Source organism: Thiocapsa marina 5811, from assembly GCF_000223985.1.
Lineage (GTDB): Bacteria > Pseudomonadota > Gammaproteobacteria > Chromatiales > Chromatiaceae > Thiocapsa > Thiocapsa marina.
On sequence record NZ_AFWV01000010.1, the window covers coordinates 191,466 to 210,627 of the forward strand.

Genomic DNA, 19,162 nt, shown 5'->3' on the forward strand with positions numbered 1-19,162 from the left:
ACGGGGCCGACCCGACCACGGCGGTCACTCCGGAAGTCCGGCGCGTCGCAGATCCTCCAGGAAACGCTCGCGATAGATCGGATCTTTGATCGGAAAGGCGCGTCGGACATGCGACACGGAGAAACCCGGATCCAGCGCCAAGATCTCGCGGGTCTCCCACTCGGCATCGCCCGGCCGATCGGCCGCGGCATAAGCCGCCGCGAGCCAGACGCGACTCAACTGAAAACTCGGACTCATGTCGACGGCGGCCTGGAAATCCGCCACGGCCCGTTCGATGTCGCCGTTCTCGTAGTAGAGCGCCCCGCGCACGAGTCGGTAGATTGCCGGCATGCGGGGGTTTAGGCGGACCGCCCGCTCCATGCTGACCAGTCCGTCGTCGGCTCGGCCGGCGAAGTGAAGGATCCACGCCAGCAGCGCATAGGCATCGGCGTAATTGGGCTTGATCGCGATCGCTTCTTCCGCGCTGCGGATGGCGGCGACGTAGTCGCGTCGATAGAGATCGATCTGGCCTTGGACGAAATGGATTTGCGGGACCATCGGGTCCAGCGCCCTCGCTTGCGCGATCAGCTCTTGCGCCTTCGCGAGCCCGTCCTCCGCACCGAGATCCCATCCGTCGACCGCATCGCGCACATAGACCAGCGAGAGCCCGGCATAGGCACGGGCGAATTCAGGATCGATGGCGATCGCCCTACGGTAATGGTCGATCGCCATTTGGGTATCCTCGAGCGACCGTCGTCCATAGTGATCGAGCCCGCGTAGAAAGGCATCGTACGCCTCGATGCTCGCGAGGTGACTGCGGCCCGGCCTCGCGCGATCGCTCGGGGCGATCTCGACCTCGATCGCCGAGAGGATGCTGGCCGCGATCTCGTCCTGGAGCGCAAAAAGGTCATCGATCCGCCGGTCATAGCGTTCCGCCCAAAGATTGCTGCCGCGCAGACCATCGACGAGTTGCACATTGAACCGAATGCGATCCGCGGAACGCTGAACACTGCCCTTGAGGACATAATCGACGCCGAGCTCCCGAGCAACGGTAGGCTCGTTTTCGGTGCTGCCCCGATACGCGAACGCAGAGTTGCGGGCGACCACCCAGAGACCCGAGAGCTTCGACAGATCGGTAATCAGGTCTTCGGTGATCCCGTCGGCGAAGTAATCCTGCTCCGGAACGGCCCCCAGGTTGACGAAGGGCAGAACCGCGATTCCGGGGATGTGCACCGGCGCCGGAACCGTGCCGACGCCGTCCGACACCGTTGGATCGCCACCTTTCGGGAGGAGAAGCCAGAGCGCGATCGAAACGAGCGCCAGGACCGGAATCAGGATGCGAAAGGCGATCGACGATCGGGTTTGCGCGCCGTCTCCGGCCGGGTAGTTCGGCTCATCGGACACCCCGCCACGGACCTCCGCGATCAGGCGGTAGCCACTTTTGGAGAGTGTCTCGATGTAGCGCGGATGACGGGCGTCGTCGCCCAGCGCCTTGCGCAGCTTGATGATGGCGCTGGTCACCGCATCGTAGGTCACGACCATCCCGCGCCATGCCTCGGCCTCCAGCTCCTCGCGCGAGACCACGACCCCCGGCCGCGAAGCGAGAAAACAGAGGACCTGCATCACCTTGGGCTCGAGCTTGACCCTCCGGATCTCGCCGCGAATCTCGTTGGAGCGTGGATGAACCTCCCAGGCGCCGACGGCGAAGGGTGCATCAAGCCGCGAAAAGGTCTCCGGATCGGGGATCGTCGCCAAGGGTCGAGCCTCTATCGGCGTTGATTCGAGTCGCGCTCATGTTGATTTTAGACCCTGATCGCAGTCTTTCTCCCCACTTCGCTCTCGCTCGTCCACCCTACCGGCCGAGCATGTAAGGGCGCACGCCGGGTATTGTCGTCGATGCGGTTTAGTGAAATGAAAACCAAAGGATCAGGGCGACGCGGTTTCAGATTTGCGGCGGCACGAGTGGAGGATGACCGCTGCGCCGGCGAATCCAATTGATTCCGTCGAGAACGCGCTGTTTACTCGCGAGGCGGCGCTCGAGCGCGTATTTCCCGGGAAAGTCGCTCAGCACCAGGCCCATGATGATGGTGAGGATTCCCTGGCCGGGGAGCACCAGCATGAGGATTCCCGCCAGGACCAAGACCCAGCCGACCAGGTTCTTGAACAACCGCAGGCTCACATAGACGACCGGATGGAGGCTCTTCAGCTCGCGCCAGATCTTCTTGAGTGCATCCTTGGTGGATCGCCCGGACCGATAACCGAAGTTGGCGTCATCGAAGATCGGCTCGAAGATCGGTTCCAGCCGGTTGAGGATCGCTTGCTGGCACACCCGATCGTAGATCGTCGGGATACCCAGCGCTCGACACTCGCCCGGCTTGCCCGCCTTGGGGATGAGGTGTTGCAGCACGGGTTGCGGCGCATAAGTCCCCTCCTTGAGCTCCACATGCAGCCGCTCGAGGTTGCCCTCCAGGTCGGCCTCAAACGCCGCCACATCGACTCCATCGATCCCACCCGCACCACGGTTGCGCTTCACCTTCTCTCTGGCCACCGCAAGATTCTTCCGCTGATAGATCTTGTCCACCAATGAGTGAACCTTCCTCTCTGCCGTCGGGTTAAGCCAGTCCGCGAGTCTCCTCGGACGCTGCTGCTCGGGTCTTTCACTTAAGGAACTTGTCCGCATCAACGCCTTTACTCACTCACTCGCTGTCTCGTCCCAACCACCTCTGCCAGCCGCCTTCCCCGGCCCACTCGGCCGCTGCTCGCGCAGTCACCTGACTTTCGCCCGGCTTGAGGTACTATGCAGCTGTCCGACGACTCGCCGCGCGTCACGTCCCACTTCGTCTCTCGACTTATAGGGTCGCTGATCCCGGTGCCGCCCGAGAACGCGACGAGCCATCCCGGGGTCACGCCTGGATCTTCCGTACCGTGCCGCCCGCACACACCTTGGTACGACGGGTGGGTAAGAAACGCCTTCGCCGCCATAGTGCCGGCTCGACCTTGCCCCGTCTTTGGCCGACCGGTTCATCATGGAGTCGCCTCCTCGATGACGGCCCGGTACTTCTCCGCAAGCCCTTCGGATTCCACCTCGCGATGGACACCCCGCCCTCCGGTTGTCTCTCGACAGCTCACTCGACTTAGGCTCCGCCTTGGCCGTATCCGCCGTTTCCGGCTGCGTGCCCGTTTAGACGTCTCCTTATCGGGTGGCCCCGGCCAGCGAGGCGTTACCCCCGCCTTTGGATATGGCGCCCCTTACCCGGGCGCCAGTGGGACTTCAACCCACCTGATCCGGGCGCTGCCCGGCACACCCTATGGGTGGCTCCGACTTCCGACACCCTCCGCCCTCGTCCTCGCTTTCTACGCTTGTTCAAGGGTGCGCCGATCCTTCGGCACCGACTGTCGGATCTCCCTGGTTACCGCGCTATCTCGATGTGAGGCTCGACACGGCCTGAGGCTCCGGGGGGTCGCTGCACACTCGCCGTGACGCGTGCAGCGCTGTTGCCTGCTGGCCCATTTAAACCATCGGCCGATCCCAACGTCGGTCTTTTCGGAGCTCTACACCTTCAAGGTCAGCATCACCTGTTACCCTTGCACCTCGCCCCCTTTCGTGACTACGCATCAATCGGCCCGTTGCCGGTCCGACTGCAAGTCTCGATTCCAGGCCCGTGGCTAGCGGCTACCTGGGCAGGCTTCCCACCCGCACGATAACGCGGCCTTGCCAGGCCGCAACAAATGGTGACCCCTTAAACATTAAACAGCTGCGTTTAGCCTCATCGAGTGACAGGAGTCGCACCGCATTTCGATCAGTAATCCTTTTCCAGCTTTTCCACGTGCTTCTGTTTAATACCCCGCAACTTTACGTCATGCAGATCAATCAGTGATTTCAATCCAAGCTTACGGCCCAGCAAGCCGATCATATAGAGCGAAAGCCCCTCATCCGCAATGCCTCTGGCTTTGATGCCGGCAAAGTTCCTGATTTTGAGTTCCAATGCCTTCAGCCCTTTGATTTCCAAAACCGGATACTGTGAGGCTTGATATCCGCGTTTTTGCAGATAACCGCCAACCCTTGATTCGATAAGTTGCACCTCGTCTTTCCGGAGTTGACTTTCCCATCGATACGCCAGGGATTCCTTCGGATAGTTGTATTTAGTCGTTTTGGTGTAGTCGAATAGCTTTTCAGTATAGTCAATGCCGATGAACTCGCAGACTCTCCTGAGCTCCGCTTCCGGATGGGTGACGAAATCTTCATATCTCAACTCGATCCATGCGCGCTTATCAATAACTGCGCTCAACTCTTCCCATTCCTGTTCCGCGGCGACCCAAATATCCGGCGCATAATAATAGGATCCGGACCACCCCAGCTTAACGCTGGAAATGGCGATATCCCGGGGATCACGGATGAGATGGATATATTTCGCATCGCTGTAAAGATAGGGTATTTTCTCAAAACCCACATGTACCGTAACCCCCAGAATCTTTTTTTTCCCTCGTGCCGTATGTGCTTTATTGTTTAAATATGAACGAATATCCTCTATGGAGGATGTTCTGGATGTTTGGGGTCTTTCAGCATCAAAATGCTTGAGAACCCGACCATGGTCGTCGATGAAATTCACTGCGAATTCCCAGCCCCTGTCCCAGGAGACATCCGGGTGTCCATTTAAGCACATCCGAAACAGCGTTGTTCCCGACCGCCTTGCTCCAACGAGGAAAACAGGCGTGATGAATTCTGGATCCGCTTTCATTTCAATGCCTCCTAATAGGGTATCGAGCCGGGAACAAAGCCACTTGCTTAGTCGATCAAGACGACGCGTTTTTCAATAGACATCTGAAGGACTGAAGTTTCTCACTCCTATACGGCAATATCATAATATAAGCAACCACGAATATCTGCGTATATTGGTGAAATCTTATTGATGAAACCCATACTGGCTCAATGACCAAACGGGCGTGAAAAACGCGGATGAATCAGCGAAGAAACAAGCGGTTGACGATGAATGCAGGCCCGCTTCAGCGCATAACAAAAGGCGCCTAAGCCAATGATTAGACGCCAAATACGAGCCGCATTCGACGTCGATCCTACCCGCGCTCGCCGTTCAATTCCAGAGCCTTTTTCCGAGCTCCGAGCACGGCCGAGAACGCGCCCGCTGGTTCATTCTCACGCTGCGGGCCATCCTGCTGCCGATCACCGCCTCGCGCACGTCAAACCTGCTGCGCACCATCGCGACGCTCTTCGGCGTGGTGATCGGCGAGGCGAGGTATTACACCTTACATGGCCTCGGCGAAGCTGCCGTAGGCGCAGACCATCGTCACGCTCGGTCTGCTGAAGGTCATTCACGGGCGCTGGTGCTGCCTGCCGCTGGCCTTTGCCTTTTACCTGCGCAGGGCAACCCTGGCGTTGCGCTGCGTGCGCATCCGCGGTCGGGCGCTCACCTTCGAGACCAAATTCACCCCAGCCGTGCGCCTGATCCGGAGCCTCGCCGGGATCTTTCCGCGGGCGCCAATCCTGGTGGTCACCGACAGCTGGTTCGGCAACAACGGCTTGCTCAAACCCTTGCGCCGCCCTGCGCTGGCAAGTGCGCATGGTCTGTGTCTTCCCGGGCACACAAGGGATCACGCTGGTGACCACCGACCTGACCCTATCCGTTGCGCAAATCATCGAAATCGATGCCGCGTGCTGGAAGATCGAAGCCGGATTCAGAAACATCAAGCAGGAGATCGGCAGTGCCCGGACGCGGACCCGCAACCCCGATGCGGTCACCAACCATCTGCATTTCTGTATAGTGGCCAGCACCATCACCTGGATCGACGCGGCTGGCTTGGAGCAGGCCCCCGCGCGGCGCACCAAATATGCCTTCGCCGATGTGCGCCGAGCGCTTGCCCACGATCTCGCCGACGTGGGTTTCGGGGTCGACTGCGGCGATCCGGGCAAGGGCATCCGAAATCCCCTCATCGTTGCAGTCATGCGGCTGGTCGCCTGAGGAAAACGAGAAACTTCAGGCTGGAAATGAGGCCACACAACGGCCGCGCGCATGGACAGACCACCAAGACGATCGGCAACGACCGTTGCTCCCGAAAGCTGCTCAAGGGCAGAGGAGGCTCGGGAAGATCAACCGCTCTTTGGCTCCGAGCCGACCGGTCGCCGAAGCGCCTCAACCTGCCTTCCGACCCGTCATTATACGCTCGTCGCCACACGGCCGATTCGGTGTAAGCGTCCGGCGAACTACCGGATTGACCCTGCCTTTTCCGGCAGGACAATCGCATCAAAATTTTAGCAACGACTACTGGCCTATATCGATAGGGTGGTTAACATGCGGCACCCGTGTTTGCTGATTGGTGTGCTGCTTCCGATGCTCGAAATGACCCTGGACCGCTCCCCGGTGAGGCATTTTCGACGCTTGAAGACCCGCGCTGCGCGCTCGAGCGGCGTCACAACCTGCTCGACATGATCGTGATTGCGATTGTCGCGACCCTCTGCCGGGCCGATGGATGGATCCAGATCGAGGAGTTTGGACGTGCCAAGCAGGCATGGCTGAAGCAAGTTTTGAAGCTGCCCAATGGCATCCCGTCGTACGTTACGTTCGGGCGTGTCTTCAGCCTGCTGCAGCCCGAGGCGTTCGAGGCCTGTTTTCGCGACTGGGTCGAGGCGATCCGTGAGGTCATCCCGGGCGAGCTCATCGCGATCGCCGAGCAGATCGTGGCGCAGGGCGGACGCTATGTCCTGGCGCTCAAGGGCAACCAGAGCACCTTGGCCACCGAGGTCGAGGAGGCCTTCATCGAAGCCGGTGCGCGGGAGTACACCGATGTCGCCTTCCGCGAGGATGCCTCGCGGGTGCGTGATCCCGAGGCGCGGAAGAATCCGGCGCTGATTCGGCGCGTCGCCCTCACGCGCTTGCAGCACGACGACCGCAAGCTCGGCATCCAGAGAAAGCGCCTGAAGGCCGGTTGGGATGAGCGCTACCTCGCGTCGCTGCTCTTCGAGGCGCCGAAGATCTCTCTGCAAAAGACAGCCGCCAAGGGCTCGAATATTGGGAAAACTTGATGCGATTGCCCTGACTCATGACCCCAGCTAAAGCCGGGGCGTCGATGCGGTTTAGAGGAATGAAAACAAAAGGATCAGGGAGACGCGGTTTCAGATCTGCGGCGGCACGAGTGGAGGATGACCGCTGCGCCGGCGAATCCAATTGATTCCGTCGAGAACGCGCTGTTTACTCGCGAGGCGGCGCTCGAGCGCGTATTTCCCGGGAAAGTCGCTCAACACCAGGCCCATGATGATGGTGAGGATTCCCTGGCCGGGGAGCACCAGCATGAGGATTCCCGCCAGGACCAAGACCCAGCCGACCAGGTTCTTGAACAACCGCAGGCTCACATAGACGACCGGATGGAGGCTCTTCAGCCGTGCGGAATGCCGGTGCGGGTCCACGAAATAGTCCTCCGGGATGCGCGCCAAGAGGAACGGCAAGGCAATCAGGGATCCGATGAACATTAAGACCGACGCGCCGGCCAACGACAGAAGCAGGCCCTGATGGGCCTCGACCCAAATCATGTCGATCATTACCCTCGCCTCCCGGACCCTCGGCGGTCTCTTGTTCTACAGCCCCATACTCTGGACGTGCACACGCCGCGGATCAGCAGATCCGCGGCAATTGCTCGCCTGCAAGCCAGTCGACGATCCGGCTTCCGCCGAAGCCGGTCTCCATCTGCACGAAGCGATGCGGGTCCTCGACGACCTCGCCGATGATGGCCGATTCGGCTCCCAGCGCATGGCCATGCATGGTTTCGACTAGACGCTCGGCCTGATCCCGCGGACAGACGGCGACCAGCTTGCCCTCGTTGGCGACGTAGAGCGGGTCGAGCCCGAGCAGCTCGCAGGCAGCGGCCACCTCGGCGCGGACCGGAATGGCGTCCTCGCGGATCTGCATGCCGACACCGGACTGATGGGCCAGCTCGTTGAGTGTCGTCGCCAAGCCGCCGCGGGTCGGGTCGCGCAGACAATGGATGTCCGGGACGGCGGCGATCATGGTGGCGACCAGCTCGTGCAGCGCGGCACTGTCGGATCGGATCTCGGTCTCGAAGCCGAGATTCTCCCGCTTGGAGAGAATGGCCACGCCGTGGTCGCCCATGCTCCCGCTGACCAGGATCACATCGCCCGGCTCGGCACGATCGCCCGAGATCAGAATGCCCTCCGGCACCACGCCGATCCCGGTGGTTGTGATGAAGACCCCGTCACCCTTGCCGCGCTCCACCACCTTGGTGTCGCCCGTCACCACGGGCACGCCCGCGGCATTGGCGGCTCGGGCCATGCTCGCGACGATGCGCGCCAGATCCCCGAGCGGGAACCCCTCCTCCAGGATGAAGCCGGCGGCGAGGTAGAGCGGGCGAGCACCGGACATGGCGACATCGTTGATGGTGCCGTGCACGGCGAGCGAGCCGATGTCCCCGCCGGGAAAGAAGAGCGGGGAGATCACGTGACCGTCGGTGCTCATCACCATGCGGCCAGGGGGAGGCGTGAAGAGCGCCTGGTCATTGCCGAGGATCAAGAGCTCATGGTCGAGGTAGCGCTGAAAGAGCTCGCCGATGAGCTGCGCCATCGCGCGCCCGCCGGAGCCGTGACTCATGTCCACGGCGCCCTTCTCAAGATCGAGCCGCACGGGAAAGCGCCGATCGGATGTCATTCTGAGACCTCGTTTTGGGACGACTGGGACGGTGATGGAAGGCAGCCAGCTATCAGTGCCGGGTGGACACGCGCCGCAGGGTAGACCAGCGCAGCGCAGTCCACCAGCGCCGGCGCGGGGTTCGGTGGACTTCGCTCTCGCTCGTCCACCCTACCCGCTGGTCTTATCGACAACGCCCATCCTCGCCGGCCGACACGGGTTCGAGCATCAAAGCCGGCTGGCGGCTTGCGGTTGAGCACTGGAAGCCCGGAACCGCCCGTAGCTCCAATAGGCCGCACAGGCACCCTCGGAGGACACCATGCAGGAGCCCATGGGGTTGTCGGGCGTGCAGGGTTTGCCGAAGAGCTTGCAATCGGTCGGTGTCTTGACGCCACGCAGGATGGCCGGGCACTCGCAGCCCTTGATCTCTTTGGCCGGGGCGATCTCGACCGGAAAGCGCTGCTCTGCATCCAGGTCCGCGTAGGCGTCGGCCAGCGCCAAGGCGCTGTTCGGAAGGAAGCCGAGCCCGCGCCATTCGAACTCGGGGCGGATGCGAAAGACCTCGTCGATCAGGGCCTGAGCCTTGCGGTTGCCCTCCTCGCTCACCGCACGGGTGTACTGATTCTCGACCTCGCAGCGGCCCTCGTTGAGCTGCCGCACCAGCATCAAGGCGGACTGCATCACGTCCAGGGGCTCGAAACCGGCGATCACGACCGGCACGCCGAACTGCTCGGCCACGAAACGGTAGGGACGGCTGCCGATGAGCGTACTCACATGGGAGGGGCCCAGGATACCGTCGAGCTGAACCCCGTCAGGTCCGGCGGTGCTCAGGATCGTCTGCAGCGCCGACGGGGTCAGCACATGGTTGCAGAAGACCGAGAAGTTGGTCAGCCCCTCGGCGCGAGCGCTCTTCAGGGCGACGGCGGTCGGCGGCGTGGTCGTCTCGAAGCCGATGGCGAAGAAGACGACCTGCCGATCGGGGTTCTCGCGCGCGATCCGCAGCACGTCTTGGGTGGAGTAAATCATGCGGATGTCGGCGCCCTCGGCCTTCGCCTTGAGCAGGCTCTTGCGCTCGCTCGCCGGCACGCGCATGAGATCTCCGTAGGTGCAGAGCGTGACATCGTGCTGCGTGGCGAGCGCAATCGCGTGGTCGATCCGGGCCATCGGCAGCACGCACACCGGACAGCCCGGGCCGTGGATAAAGCGCAGATTCGGCGGCATCAGGTGCTGCACGCCGTAACGGAAGATGGCGTGGGTATGACCGCCGCAGAACTCCATCAAGCGATAATCGCGTCCGGGATGCGCCTCGGCGGCGATGGTCTCGGCGAGCCGGCGGGCGAGCGCCTTGTCGCGGAACTCGTCGATGTATTTCACCGTTGGCCTCCGGAACCCGCGACGGTCGAGGTCGGCTCGGGATCGAGCTCCTGTTCCTCCTCGAGAAGCCCCATCTCCGCGATCATCTCGAGCGTCCGCTGCGCCTCCTCTTCGCTGATCTTGTTCAGGGCGTAGCCGACATGGATCAGGACATAATCGCCGACGGCGGCGTCCTCGATCAGGGCCAACGAGATCTCCTTGCCGACAGACCCGAGCGCAACCTTCGCGGTATCGGCGGCGACATCGATGGAGGTGATGCGTGCAGGGATGGCTAGACACATGGACAAAGGACCTCGCAGGTAAAACGCGTCCGGGGCGATCAAATAGGCGGGTGGATCGGGGCAAACCTCGTCGCCAACCGAAACCTTGGCGAGACGCGTTCTATATCAACAAATTAAAAATCTTAAAACGCGCCATCTACGAGGGTATCAGACTCACCCCCACCCTACGCCCGAGTGACGACCTCGCATATCGCTCGGGCCGCGTTTTAACAGGTGAGCTTGAAGGCCACGCAGGGATCGATCGCCGTGATCAAGAGCTCGGCCTGCCGACGCAACTGCTCCTCGGGCCCGGGCGGCAGACTCTCCAGCGCTCGGACAACGACGCCGCGCGGGTGAAAGTTCCACTCGGTGGGCGCAAGGATTCGATACTCGCGGACGCGGCCGTCCTCGACTCGGACGACATGTGCCAACAGGCCACGCGCCGCGAAGACGCGCCCGAGCCCGATCCCGTTGCCGCCCGCGGACGTCGGCTGCGCCCCGGCGTTCCCGACGGGACCGCGGCTCAACAACCGCAAGCCGGTGGCGACCTCCGTGAGCTGGGCGGCAAGGCGGACCAAGAGGCCCGCTCCGTAGACCTCGATCAGCGGAAGGGGGTGGACACGCGTGAAGGGGCTGGTCTCGCGCGGTTGACCCTGCCAGGTCGGAGCGGCGACGAACTCGGCCCAATCAGGCGCACTCAGCCGAGCAATCAGATCCTTCTCCGACAGTCTCGGAAGCGCGGGAATCGTGGTCTTCCCGAGCGATGCCTCTCCCGATTCCAGCAGGGAGCGCAACAGACGAGCCGCCACCGTCTCCGTATTCCGACACCAGCGCTCGAAGCCCGACGGGTCACCGATCAGACTCAACCAGTGCTCGGGCGGGACGCCGAGCACCTTGTGCGTCAGCAGATCGTGCAGATCGGCGAGCAGGACGTCGAGACCCGGGGCCTGACCAGGGGTGTGACCCGCCGCCGTCCTCGCACCGACTCCGAACAGATCGCCGGCAGGATCGAGCCGCGAGAGGATGCGGTTCGACAGAGCAAGTGCCGAAGCCATGTCGTCACGACAAGGCGGCTCGCCCAGGAGCGTGGGCCAATCGAGCAGGATTCGCCACAGGTGCTCGCGGATCGTCTCGGCGGCGATCGCGGCCTCGCGCCGTCCTCGGATAATCGGGCTTGCGACCCGCCCGGAGGCCTGCTCGAATGCCGCCGCACAGGCGCCCGCTTGCGCGCGGGCACAGATCGAGAAGAGCAGCGGCAGGCGCGCGGTCGTCTCCTCGGGCGAGCGTCCGACGAAGGCCGACGCGGCAGCGACCGGACGCGTCGAGACGATCGTGCAGACGAGACCATCCGAAGATGGTGTCAATTGGATTTCGAGACTTCCACCCGGATCGGACATGCGGCTCACGAACCTCCGGATCGGCGATACAGAACTTGCAGTGTAGCCGATCGCGCTTCAGGATAGCGGCGCTTCGTCCCACCGCAGACCAGGTCGTTGCAAACGCGGTCTCGTCTCTTGCCCCATCCTCATCGCATTGACGCAGGCCAAACCCACGTGCTCACACCCGAACAACTTGCCGCCCTTCGTCGTGACATCCTCGTCAATGCCGAGCTCGGCGGGCGCAACCTGACGCTGCACAGCACCTGGGGTCTCTTCTCGCCGCGCGAGATCGACGAGGGCACCCGCCTGCTGCTGGCGCATCTGGAGGTTCGACCCACCGACGACTGCTTCGATCTGGGCTGCGGCTACGGTGCAATCGGCTTGGCGATGGCGACGCTTGCCCCGCAGGGTCGAACCCTGATGGTCGATAAGGACTTCGTGGCGGTGGAGTACGCCAACCGCAACGTGAATTTCAATCGACTTGAGAACGCACGCGCGCAGCTCAGCAACGGTTTCGATCAGGTCGACCCCGAGCTGCGGTTCGACCTGATCGCGAGCAACATCCCGGCGAAGGTGGGCAAAGAGCTGCTTGCGCTCCTGCTGCACGACGCGCATGCCCGCCTGCGCCCGGGCGGTCATCTCTATGTCGTGACCATCAACGGACTGCGCCAGTACATGAAACGCAACCTGACCGAGGTCTTCGGCAACTACGACAAGCTCAAGCAGGGAGCGCATTACACGGTTGCGTTTGCCGAGCGGGCTCAACGGGGTGGCGGGAGCGCGGCAGACGTTTGAGCATGGCCGCCGCATCGAAGACCCTTGGAGTCTTTGGGTCCACGCGGATTAAGGCATCGAAAGCCGAGTGTTGCGCCGCGTCCGCCGCGACGCTTTCGGACACTTTTCGTGCTTGCGTCGCGCCGAGGATCGCGAATCCGGTTCCGACCGGGAGCCTAGTGGTGGAGTGTAGAGATTTCGAGACCGTCCGCGATCATTTTCGTTGTCGTCATCGACCATCAAGACGACCACTATTACGATGACGACAACGAAAGGTCTCGATACATCTGCCGCGCCGCAGAGGAGAGACTCGTCAATCCCGATCACTACTCCTCGATCAGATCCAATAAGCGGGTCGCCTCCTGACCGACACCCGTATCGGCACCGAGATCGCGTGCGCGCTCGAGAGCCGTGCGCGCCTCGACCGTATCGCCGGCCTGCAGGCTCACGAATCCGAGGGTCAGCCAGATGCGCTGGTGGTTCGCGTCCTTGGCCGCGCCGGCACGTAGTTGCGTCAGCGCCCCATCGGGGTCGCCCATGTAATGCAGCGCCAACCCGAGATCGTTGTGGGCCTCGACGTCGCCCGGCCGAAGCTCGAGCAAACGGCGATAGATGGGCACGGCCTCGGTGTAGCGACGCTCCACAAAGAGCGCGTCGGCTTGCTGCGCCAGGAGATCGGGGTTGGTCTCGGTGATGGTCTGCGGGATCGCGGTCGGCGCCGGGCGCGGAGTGGTCTGAGTAGGCAGCCCATGGGGAGCGGCCGCGGCGACGGCAGGGCGCGCAGCGTCGCGAATGTAGTAGTCGCGCGTGACCGCAAAAACCGTGAAACCGTAGAAGAACAAGAACACGGCGAAGAGCAGCCACTGCAGCGGGGAGAGTCTGGGCATGGTGTCGAAACGGCTGTCGGAGGAGAGGTCGAACGATCCTAGGAACCCCGGCCGGGGCTGTCAAACCGTGCATTCGTGCAGCAGAGATCCCTCGGGCGGTGCGATAAACCCAAATGGAGCAGTCCAACCCTGCCGCCGTTACGTTTCGTAGCCGATGGGGTGCAAGGGAATTAACCGTATAAACATCTCTGACTCAGACCGGCGCCGTCAGCGGGTGGAGCGACCAACGCTGATGTGGCCTTGGATGCAATAATCGGCGATCGGCGGTTCCTAGCGCACGATCGGCTGGGCCGCCGACGGGTTTGACAGTCCCAACGTCCCGCTGAACCCTATCCAGATCGCCATGAGATCCCGTTTCCTCAAAGCGCACTCCTGGACCAGATCCTCGATAACCACCCCCGAACTTTGCGCGCCCGCCGTTCAATAATCTCCCCGAGGCGCCGGCCTTCCGCAATTATGGTCGGAACCGGGTCGGACCACCAGAAGAAAGGGAGTGTGGCGGGATGTCGGTGGCTCAAAAGCCAGCGATAGAATGGCGATCGGGATGCATTTGGCATGTCCCGCCAAGCCAAGAAGTCTTCAAACGGATACCAAAGTCTCTTACCGACACGGTAGTGGATAAGCGGATCCTGTGGCCGTTCAGTCAGACGACTGTAGACCAGCATGGCGAGATCGAAACCGCTATCGGCAACCAGGCAGTTCGCTGCGGTGAAGCGGGCGTTGCATTCGATTAGCTTGAGCACGCCGTCACGTGGGTCGCGCTTGAACTCGACGTTGGCAAGTCCCCGCAGTCCAACATGCTCGAATAAACGTAGTGAGACCGGTATCAATTCTGGAATCCAGTCCGTCACATGACAGCAACCGATCCCGTGTACCGCCGGGTAGCGACGGATAATTCGCTTAGTGAAGTGAAAAAGAGGTCTCCCGTTTTCGTCGAGATAAGTGTAGTAACTGCATAGCAAGTCGTCGCCGCCGGGAATCATTTCGACGAGCATCACATCGACGCCCCCTTGCAGGACCTTGCGGAACAACTGCATTAGCTCGGAAAAGTCGCGGGCGATAAAGAGTTTCTCACCAAAACGTTTTTGAGATTCATGCGACAGCTCCGGTTTCACCACCAGGGGATAGACGAGCTCGTTTCGGACCTCTTCCAACTGCCGATCGTTTTGCGGTGTCCAATACCTCGGCGTCGCCACACCCGCCGCCGTGGCTGCTCGGTATGTACACAATTTATTCAGCATGCACAGCTGTGCGGTCGGGTTCATCGCGTCGAGTCGAAACTTCCGACCCAACTCTGCGTGATGCTCTGCGAGAATTTGGATCGCTCGATCGCTGCATGCGAGAAGCACGGCGCCACGTAGATGGTTCGAGTCATCGCTAAGAAGATACCGGGTCCATGCACGCTCGAGGGAGCTTTCCGAGGGAACGGAAAGGCTTTCGGCGAAGCGCGAGTAGCAGACATGCTCCTTGGCACCATTAATAGCGTAGACCTTTACCCCGCGCTTGCCGAGGAGTCGCGCAACGGAAAGCGCATTGGCGCCGCCTCCAAGTATAATCGCGGGCGGACTGCTCAGCGAAGACGACCAAACGCGAACACGCCCAGCCCTCTGCACAACCGATTCAACGGCGGTCACGCACAAAACCGCCGGTCTGTGGGCATTCGGTTACGACCATTTGCTTTGCGCCATAAGCAAGTCCCCGCAGGCTTCATGCGGCTTTTACAGGAGATCACGCCATTTGCGCTCCTCACCAGAAAACTCAGTCATCAAATCAGCAACTTGAACCGAACGACTCCACCAGTGATCACCGTCGCCATAGAAAGCTTCGACTGGCATTTTCGATCAAAAAATCACCAGGATGCTCAGGAATCTGACTGGCTAGCGGCCATTTAGTGCAGCCAACAGAATGTTGGACACGTCAGCGGCAGCTTCGAATCGACTACTTTTGTGATTTTTTTGAAGATATTGGACACGAACCTTTTTCAAGTATTCTATCCACCCATTCGTTCGAGAAGTTGCCGCGCCGCACCGACTCGAAATACTCGGAATTGGCATTCTTATGCTGCACAAGCCTTTCCAGAAGCTCGCGGACAATCGCGTTCGGCACAATCACCAGACCGGCCGGGTCGCCGACCAACAAATCACCCGGATTGACGACGATTCCACCGCAACAAATTGGATAGTTGATCTCACCCGGCCCTCGATGGAGCGGACCAAAAGGCGTTGTTCCACGTGCGAACACAGGCATATCACTACGCGCGATTCCGGGTAAGTCCCGAATCAATCCATCTACAACGAAGCCGGCGACGCCGCGATGCTTCGCCTTCGTGCAGATCAGGTCGCCCAAGACCGCGTTCGTCGCGGATCGGCCCGTATCGATGACAACGACGTCTCCGGGGCGGGCGATGTCGAGCGACTTGTGGACCATTAGATTGTCGCCCGGAAAACACTTTACGGTGAGTGCCGGGCCGCATACGAAATGAGTAGGCCCAGTCAGACAGCGAATTTCAGGATCGACACAGTATAGGCGGTTGAGCAAGTCCGAGATGTCCGGTGTCGGGAAATCGCGATAAGCGTCCATCAGCTTCCGCTCCGGACGCGAGATATCCGTATTGACCCGAAACCCAGGGCCGGCATGCATTTCCGAGGATCGAGGTTCGTGCGACATCGTTGCCTAGCCTCTAGTGGGATTATTCAACGCTTCTCTGACACGTTATTGAATCCGGAAGCTGCGACTGCTTAAGCACTTCGCGTGCATGCAGCTCAGCAAGGATCTGAATGGCCGACCGTACGTTGTCGCTCGGGAGTCCGGCAGCGGAGATTTCGCCGATTACCTGCCGAGCTGACTCGATCATGCGTGGCCGCAAGCCGACATCGGCCACCATTTGTGCGGCCTCGCGCAGTTCCTGGACACGGCGAGGCGCATGTTGCGGGTAGGACGGCAAGGTGCGTTCGAGGATTGACATGAGGCCTGGATAGGCCTCGCCGCAAGAGGCAAAAAACGGCTCTAGCAAGTCGACCTCTCGAGCGGCAAGGCATACCTCGACGAGTAATGCCGTAACGCCTTTATTGACACCGGATATGAGCATCTTGAATGCCGATGCCGCACCAGCGCGATCGCCTAAGACGCGTGTCCGCGCTGCGCGTTCTAGAACCACCGCAACCGCGGGGGCCGAAGCGCCGCTCAGATAGATGGTCCCGAAGGTCGTGAGTTGAGCGGCCATTCCGTGGACGGCGCCGTCCACGAAGTCGACATCCGCATCGGCAAGCATTGACTCTATGTGAGCGACGGTCGCAGGTGCGATGGAGTTGAGATCGACGAAGCACTGCTGCCGAGCCTTGCCTGAGCGGCAAGCACAATACTCCTCTGCGACCTTCGGTGCGGAGTCAGGATGAACGGTCGACAAGACAATATCGGCAGAATCGACAAGTTGCTGAAGTGAATGAACAACTTCGAGCTGGGCGTGCCGACAAAGCTTCCGGGTACGTTTACTACGACCAGCAAGAGTGGTGATCGTCCGAAACCCTTGCTTTCTGAGGAGTCCGCCCAGGACGGAACCCATTTCGCCTGGATAGAGAACCCCCAAAGTCAACGGAACAACCTGCTCCGAGCCCATGTCTTTACGCGTAGTGTGGGCGTCGCTGTGTTTCATGTCACTGAGATCACAGAGGGAGGGGCCAGGCGCCTTTCCGGGTCGATCATGGAACTACGTTGTGTTGATACATGTTAACGCTCATTCTCGAACCGGGATAGGTCGAGCGCAAAAAAAATGCTGCCCTCGCTTTTCTCCGGAATCTAATCGCGTTGTGCTCGGCGAGCACAAAACGCTTGAGATCCAGGTCCACAGCGCCCTTGAGGGAACGCACTGCCACTGTTGCGGCAAGCCGATCGACCATGGCTACGGACTTGGTCAAGAGATCAAGCTACGTGATTTACCCGTGTTCGATTACAACAGCGTCCTTGTTTTGCGACCCAAACGCTGTCAATGCCACTACTGCGAGGGGCGGCCGACAACGGGCCAGACGCTGTCCTGGTATACGGCACGCGCCTCGGTCACGAAGGCCTTCGAGCAGCAGGTGCTGCTCGAGTTGATCAACAGTACGCTCGAGGATGTGAGTCTCAAGCACGCCATCGGAGTCGATGCTCTGCATGGCATTCTGGATCGCCGCATAGAGCCCGAGGTCGATTGGAACGGGATCGAGACGCTGGAGGTCAGCGGTATCGACGAGGTCGCGTTGAAGAAGGGTCATCGCGATTTTGTCGTCGTGATCAGTGCCTATGTGAAGGATCGGCTACCCGTCATCGTCCTGCTACCCGAGCGGAACAGGCCGCCATGGAGGCGTTTTTTCGAATTATTTACAAGCACTTATGGTGCAGCATCGCGGTCGTCTGCTCGGACCTCCACCAAGGCTTCATCGGTGCCGCGAAGGCCGTGTTCGGCAAACGCGCCCTCATCTGCGCGGACCGCTGTCATGTCGCTCGCTTGTATCGCGAGAGCGTGGAGACCCTGCGCAAGCGCGAACTTAAGCGGCTGCGTCGCACGCTCTCCAAAGCGTCCCTCGATGAGCTCGAGAACGCGCATTGGGTCCTGCGGCATCGTCGCGCCGACCTGAATGCCGACTAGCGTCGCCTGCTCAATCGCCTCTTCGCCCACTCCCCGAAACTCAAAGATGCGCATGAAGCCTGCGAGGCCTTCACCGCCATCTACGACAGTCGCCTGTCCAAAGGTCAAAGGAAGCGCAAACTGCGCGGCTGGATGCGCCGCATCACCAACCGCAAGCTCACGTGTTTCAATCGTTTTCTCGGCACGCTCGAGAACCGCTTCGCCGATCCCGGTCGTTTGGACGGTTACCCCGTTGCGTCACCGGCCCCGGCGTCACTGTTGGCGCTCCCGGGCTCGGTCTGCTGCTCCATCCCGCTCGGCTTGAACTTCGGTCTCGCCTTCTCGCCCTCAAGCACCGCGATCTGGTCGCGCAACTGTTGGATCAGCTCGGCTTGCCGGCGCTGTTCTTCCAGCAACCGGTCGATCCGCACCACCGGCACCTCGACCAGCGGCGTACGGTCCGCTTCATCAATCACTGGTAATGGATTCGGGTCAGTCATACTCGACGGATGAAGCACTCAGGGGTGTAAGCTTGTCTTTAAGTGCAGCTTATTCTCGTAGCTTAGTGGTATCCTTTCCGCTACCTTTTGAGAAATTACCTTCGTTCGGCGTAAGTCGAAAGAAAAGTAAAGGAAAGGGAATCGAAGATGAGGTGTTGAACTTGGGCTATCAGAGGCTTTCTGACAGCGCAAAAGGCTCATTACTGAGGTATTGTCCGGCTCACGCCGTGCCGTCCACTATTAGGGACGCACCCTGACAACCGTCCAACTTCGCTTTCCAGGGCCGAGCCCTCGGGAGGCAAACGTCACGCGAAACAACCTGGTCTGCTTGCAGACGATTGAGCTTTCGAGAGGATCAGGATTGCACAGGGATCCGGCTCGGAGAATCGGAGACCAAAAAAAGGTCGCGACGACAGGGTGTGTAGCTGCCGTGGCGACCAACTGGCTTGCTGCCCGGGTGTGGCTCCGATTTAGGACCGGCAGTCGGATCCATCGGTCTTGTCGGTACCACGTATGCGTGAAGGACGAGCGCCACCGGCGTCGTCGCGGTTGATGAGCGCGACCAAAAAACCGGCGCAGAGAACCGCCGCGACCAAGCCCGTGATCGTCAGTGCATCGAAGCTCATGCGTGCTCCCCTCTATCCGTCGGATGACTGCTCCAAGAATCCGCAGGGCCGGGGGTCTGAAGACAACACGACCACTGGCCTGCGCGTACGGGTTTATCTTGCGCCAAGGGCATCAATAGAGTATTTCAGTCA

The 19,162-nt window shown here is 60.9% G+C and carries 17 protein-coding genes and 2 pseudogenes; 5 read left to right on the top strand and 14 right to left on the bottom strand.

From position 1 onward, the window contains the following. Positions 1–24: 24 nt before the first annotated feature. The 3 genes from THIMADRAFT_RS15735 to THIMADRAFT_RS15750 all read right to left on the bottom strand — a co-directional run bounded on the left by THIMADRAFT_RS15735 (position 25) and on the right by THIMADRAFT_RS15750 (position 4,718). Positions 25–1,734, bottom strand: a complete 1,710-nt coding sequence (locus THIMADRAFT_RS15735; protein ID WP_007194063.1) for a winged helix-turn-helix domain-containing protein — start codon at positions 1,732–1,734, stop codon at positions 25–27. A gap of 187 nt (positions 1,735–1,921) precedes the next feature. Further along, entirely contained in the window at positions 1,922–2,560 is a 639-nt protein-coding gene (locus THIMADRAFT_RS25795; protein WP_233490267.1) for a PGPGW domain-containing protein, read from the bottom strand. 1,219 nt (positions 2,561–3,779) lie between these two features. Beyond that, positions 3,780–4,718 (bottom strand): sulfotransferase family protein, encoded by a 939-nt coding sequence (locus THIMADRAFT_RS15750; RefSeq protein WP_007194066.1) that lies wholly within the window; start codon positions 4,716–4,718, stop codon positions 3,780–3,782. 837 nt (positions 4,719–5,555) lie between these two features. On the opposite strand from THIMADRAFT_RS15750, the gene THIMADRAFT_RS27975 reads away from it, so the two are divergent. After that, a complete protein-coding gene (locus THIMADRAFT_RS27975; RefSeq protein WP_007194067.1) occupies positions 5,556–5,954 on the top strand; it encodes a transposase in 399 nt (132 codons plus the stop codon). A gap of 341 nt (positions 5,955–6,295) precedes the next feature. Continuing rightward, positions 6,296–7,015, top strand: a complete 720-nt coding sequence (locus tag THIMADRAFT_RS15760; RefSeq protein ID WP_407635152.1) for an ISAs1 family transposase — start codon at positions 6,296–6,298, stop codon at positions 7,013–7,015. A gap of 90 nt (positions 7,016–7,105) precedes the next feature. Here the strand turns inward: THIMADRAFT_RS15760 and THIMADRAFT_RS15765 are convergent, their stop codons facing one another. From THIMADRAFT_RS15765 to THIMADRAFT_RS15785, 5 genes are all read right to left on the bottom strand, one after another. Then, positions 7,106–7,528, bottom strand: a complete 423-nt coding sequence (locus tag THIMADRAFT_RS15765; protein WP_007194069.1) for a PGPGW domain-containing protein — start codon at positions 7,526–7,528, stop codon at positions 7,106–7,108. A gap of 73 nt (positions 7,529–7,601) precedes the next feature. Beyond that, on the bottom strand, positions 7,602–8,648 hold the full coding sequence (gene hypE, locus THIMADRAFT_RS15770; protein WP_007194070.1) for a hydrogenase expression/formation protein HypE: 1,047 nt from the start codon (positions 8,646–8,648) through the stop codon (positions 7,602–7,604). Between the two features lie 207 nt (positions 8,649–8,855). Beyond that, positions 8,856–10,001, bottom strand: coding sequence for a hydrogenase formation protein HypD (gene hypD / locus THIMADRAFT_RS15775; protein ID WP_007194071.1), 1,146 nt, complete (start codon positions 9,999–10,001; stop codon positions 8,856–8,858). Further along, positions 9,998–10,282, bottom strand: a complete 285-nt coding sequence (locus THIMADRAFT_RS15780) for a HypC/HybG/HupF family hydrogenase formation chaperone (RefSeq protein WP_007194072.1) — start codon at positions 10,280–10,282, stop codon at positions 9,998–10,000. Before THIMADRAFT_RS15780 ends, hypD begins: the two co-directional genes overlap by 4 nt. Before the next feature lie 206 nt (positions 10,283–10,488). Then, on the bottom strand, positions 10,489–11,658 hold the full coding sequence (locus THIMADRAFT_RS15785) for a nickel-dependent hydrogenase large subunit (protein ID WP_007194073.1): 1,170 nt from the start codon (positions 11,656–11,658) through the stop codon (positions 10,489–10,491). A 156-nt stretch (positions 11,659–11,814) separates the two neighbouring features. Here THIMADRAFT_RS15785 and THIMADRAFT_RS15790 point away from each other — a divergent pair, with 156 nt between their 5' ends. Then, a complete protein-coding gene (locus THIMADRAFT_RS15790) occupies positions 11,815–12,435 on the top strand; it encodes a class I SAM-dependent methyltransferase (RefSeq protein WP_007194074.1) in 621 nt (206 codons plus the stop codon). 305 nt (positions 12,436–12,740) lie between these two features. Here the strand turns inward: THIMADRAFT_RS15790 and THIMADRAFT_RS15795 are convergent, their stop codons facing one another. The 4 genes from THIMADRAFT_RS15795 to THIMADRAFT_RS15810 form a co-directional block, all read right to left on the bottom strand. Continuing rightward, entirely contained in the window at positions 12,741–13,301 is a 561-nt protein-coding gene (locus tag THIMADRAFT_RS15795; protein ID WP_007194075.1) for a tetratricopeptide repeat protein, read from the bottom strand. Between the two features lie 359 nt (positions 13,302–13,660). Next, the gene (locus tag THIMADRAFT_RS15800) at positions 13,661–14,935 is read right to left on the bottom strand and encodes an ATP-grasp domain-containing protein (protein WP_007194076.1); all 1,275 of its coding nucleotides are present in this window, start codon (positions 14,933–14,935) and stop codon (positions 13,661–13,663) included. Between the two features lie 304 nt (positions 14,936–15,239). Continuing rightward, positions 15,240–15,968, bottom strand: a complete 729-nt coding sequence (locus tag THIMADRAFT_RS25805; protein ID WP_007194077.1) for an RraA family protein — start codon at positions 15,966–15,968, stop codon at positions 15,240–15,242. Between the two features lie 22 nt (positions 15,969–15,990). Beyond that, a complete protein-coding gene (locus tag THIMADRAFT_RS15810; RefSeq protein ID WP_040731763.1) occupies positions 15,991–16,953 on the bottom strand; it encodes an NAD(P)-dependent oxidoreductase in 963 nt (320 codons plus the stop codon). On the opposite strand from THIMADRAFT_RS15810, the pseudogene THIMADRAFT_RS28605 reads away from it, so the two are divergent. Continuing rightward, positions 16,952–17,410: pseudogene (locus THIMADRAFT_RS28605) on the top strand (hypothetical protein); the annotation flags it as partial. The gene THIMADRAFT_RS15810 and the pseudogene THIMADRAFT_RS28605 sit on opposite strands and share 2 nt — an antisense overlap. 224 nt (positions 17,411–17,634) lie before the next feature. Beyond that, positions 17,635–18,114: pseudogene (locus THIMADRAFT_RS26720) on the top strand (transposase); the annotation flags it as partial. Between the two features lie 35 nt (positions 18,115–18,149). Here THIMADRAFT_RS26720 and THIMADRAFT_RS27985 read toward each other — a convergent pair. Further along, positions 18,150–18,380, bottom strand: a complete 231-nt coding sequence (locus THIMADRAFT_RS27985) for a hypothetical protein (RefSeq protein WP_233490269.1) — start codon at positions 18,378–18,380, stop codon at positions 18,150–18,152. Positions 18,381–18,874: 494 nt separating this feature from the next. Continuing rightward, positions 18,875–19,030 (bottom strand): hypothetical protein, encoded by a 156-nt coding sequence (locus THIMADRAFT_RS27485; protein WP_007194081.1) that lies wholly within the window; start codon positions 19,028–19,030, stop codon positions 18,875–18,877. Between the last annotated feature and the right edge of the window lie 132 nt (positions 19,031–19,162).

Bases quoted from the DNA above. Each gene is read 5' to 3' on its own strand.
- THIMADRAFT_RS15750 (WP_007194066.1), bottom strand. From the start codon at position 4,718: ATGAAAGCGGATCCAGAATTCATCACGCCTGTTTTCCTCGTTGGAGCA.
- THIMADRAFT_RS27975 (WP_007194067.1), top strand. From the start codon at position 5,556: ATGGTCTGTGTCTTCCCGGGCACACAAGGGATCACGCTGGTGACCACC.
- THIMADRAFT_RS15765 (WP_007194069.1), bottom strand. From the start codon at position 7,528: ATGATCGACATGATTTGGGTCGAGGCCCATCAGGGCCTGCTTCTGTCG.
- hypE (WP_007194070.1), bottom strand. From the start codon at position 8,648: ATGACATCCGATCGGCGCTTTCCCGTGCGGCTCGATCTTGAGAAGGGC.
- THIMADRAFT_RS15780 (WP_007194072.1), bottom strand. From the start codon at position 10,282: ATGTGTCTAGCCATCCCTGCACGCATCACCTCCATCGATGTCGCCGCC.
- THIMADRAFT_RS15785 (WP_007194073.1), bottom strand. From the start codon at position 11,658: ATGTCCGATCCGGGTGGAAGTCTCGAAATCCAATTGACACCATCTTCG.
- THIMADRAFT_RS15795 (WP_007194075.1), bottom strand. From the start codon at position 13,301: ATGCCCAGACTCTCCCCGCTGCAGTGGCTGCTCTTCGCCGTGTTCTTG.
- THIMADRAFT_RS25805 (WP_007194077.1), bottom strand. From the start codon at position 15,968: ATGTCGCACGAACCTCGATCCTCGGAAATGCATGCCGGCCCTGGGTTT.
- THIMADRAFT_RS15810 (WP_040731763.1), bottom strand. From the start codon at position 16,953: ATGAAACACAGCGACGCCCACACTACGCGTAAAGACATGGGCTCGGAG.
- THIMADRAFT_RS27485 (WP_007194081.1), bottom strand. From the start codon at position 19,030: ATGAGCTTCGATGCACTGACGATCACGGGCTTGGTCGCGGCGGTTCTC.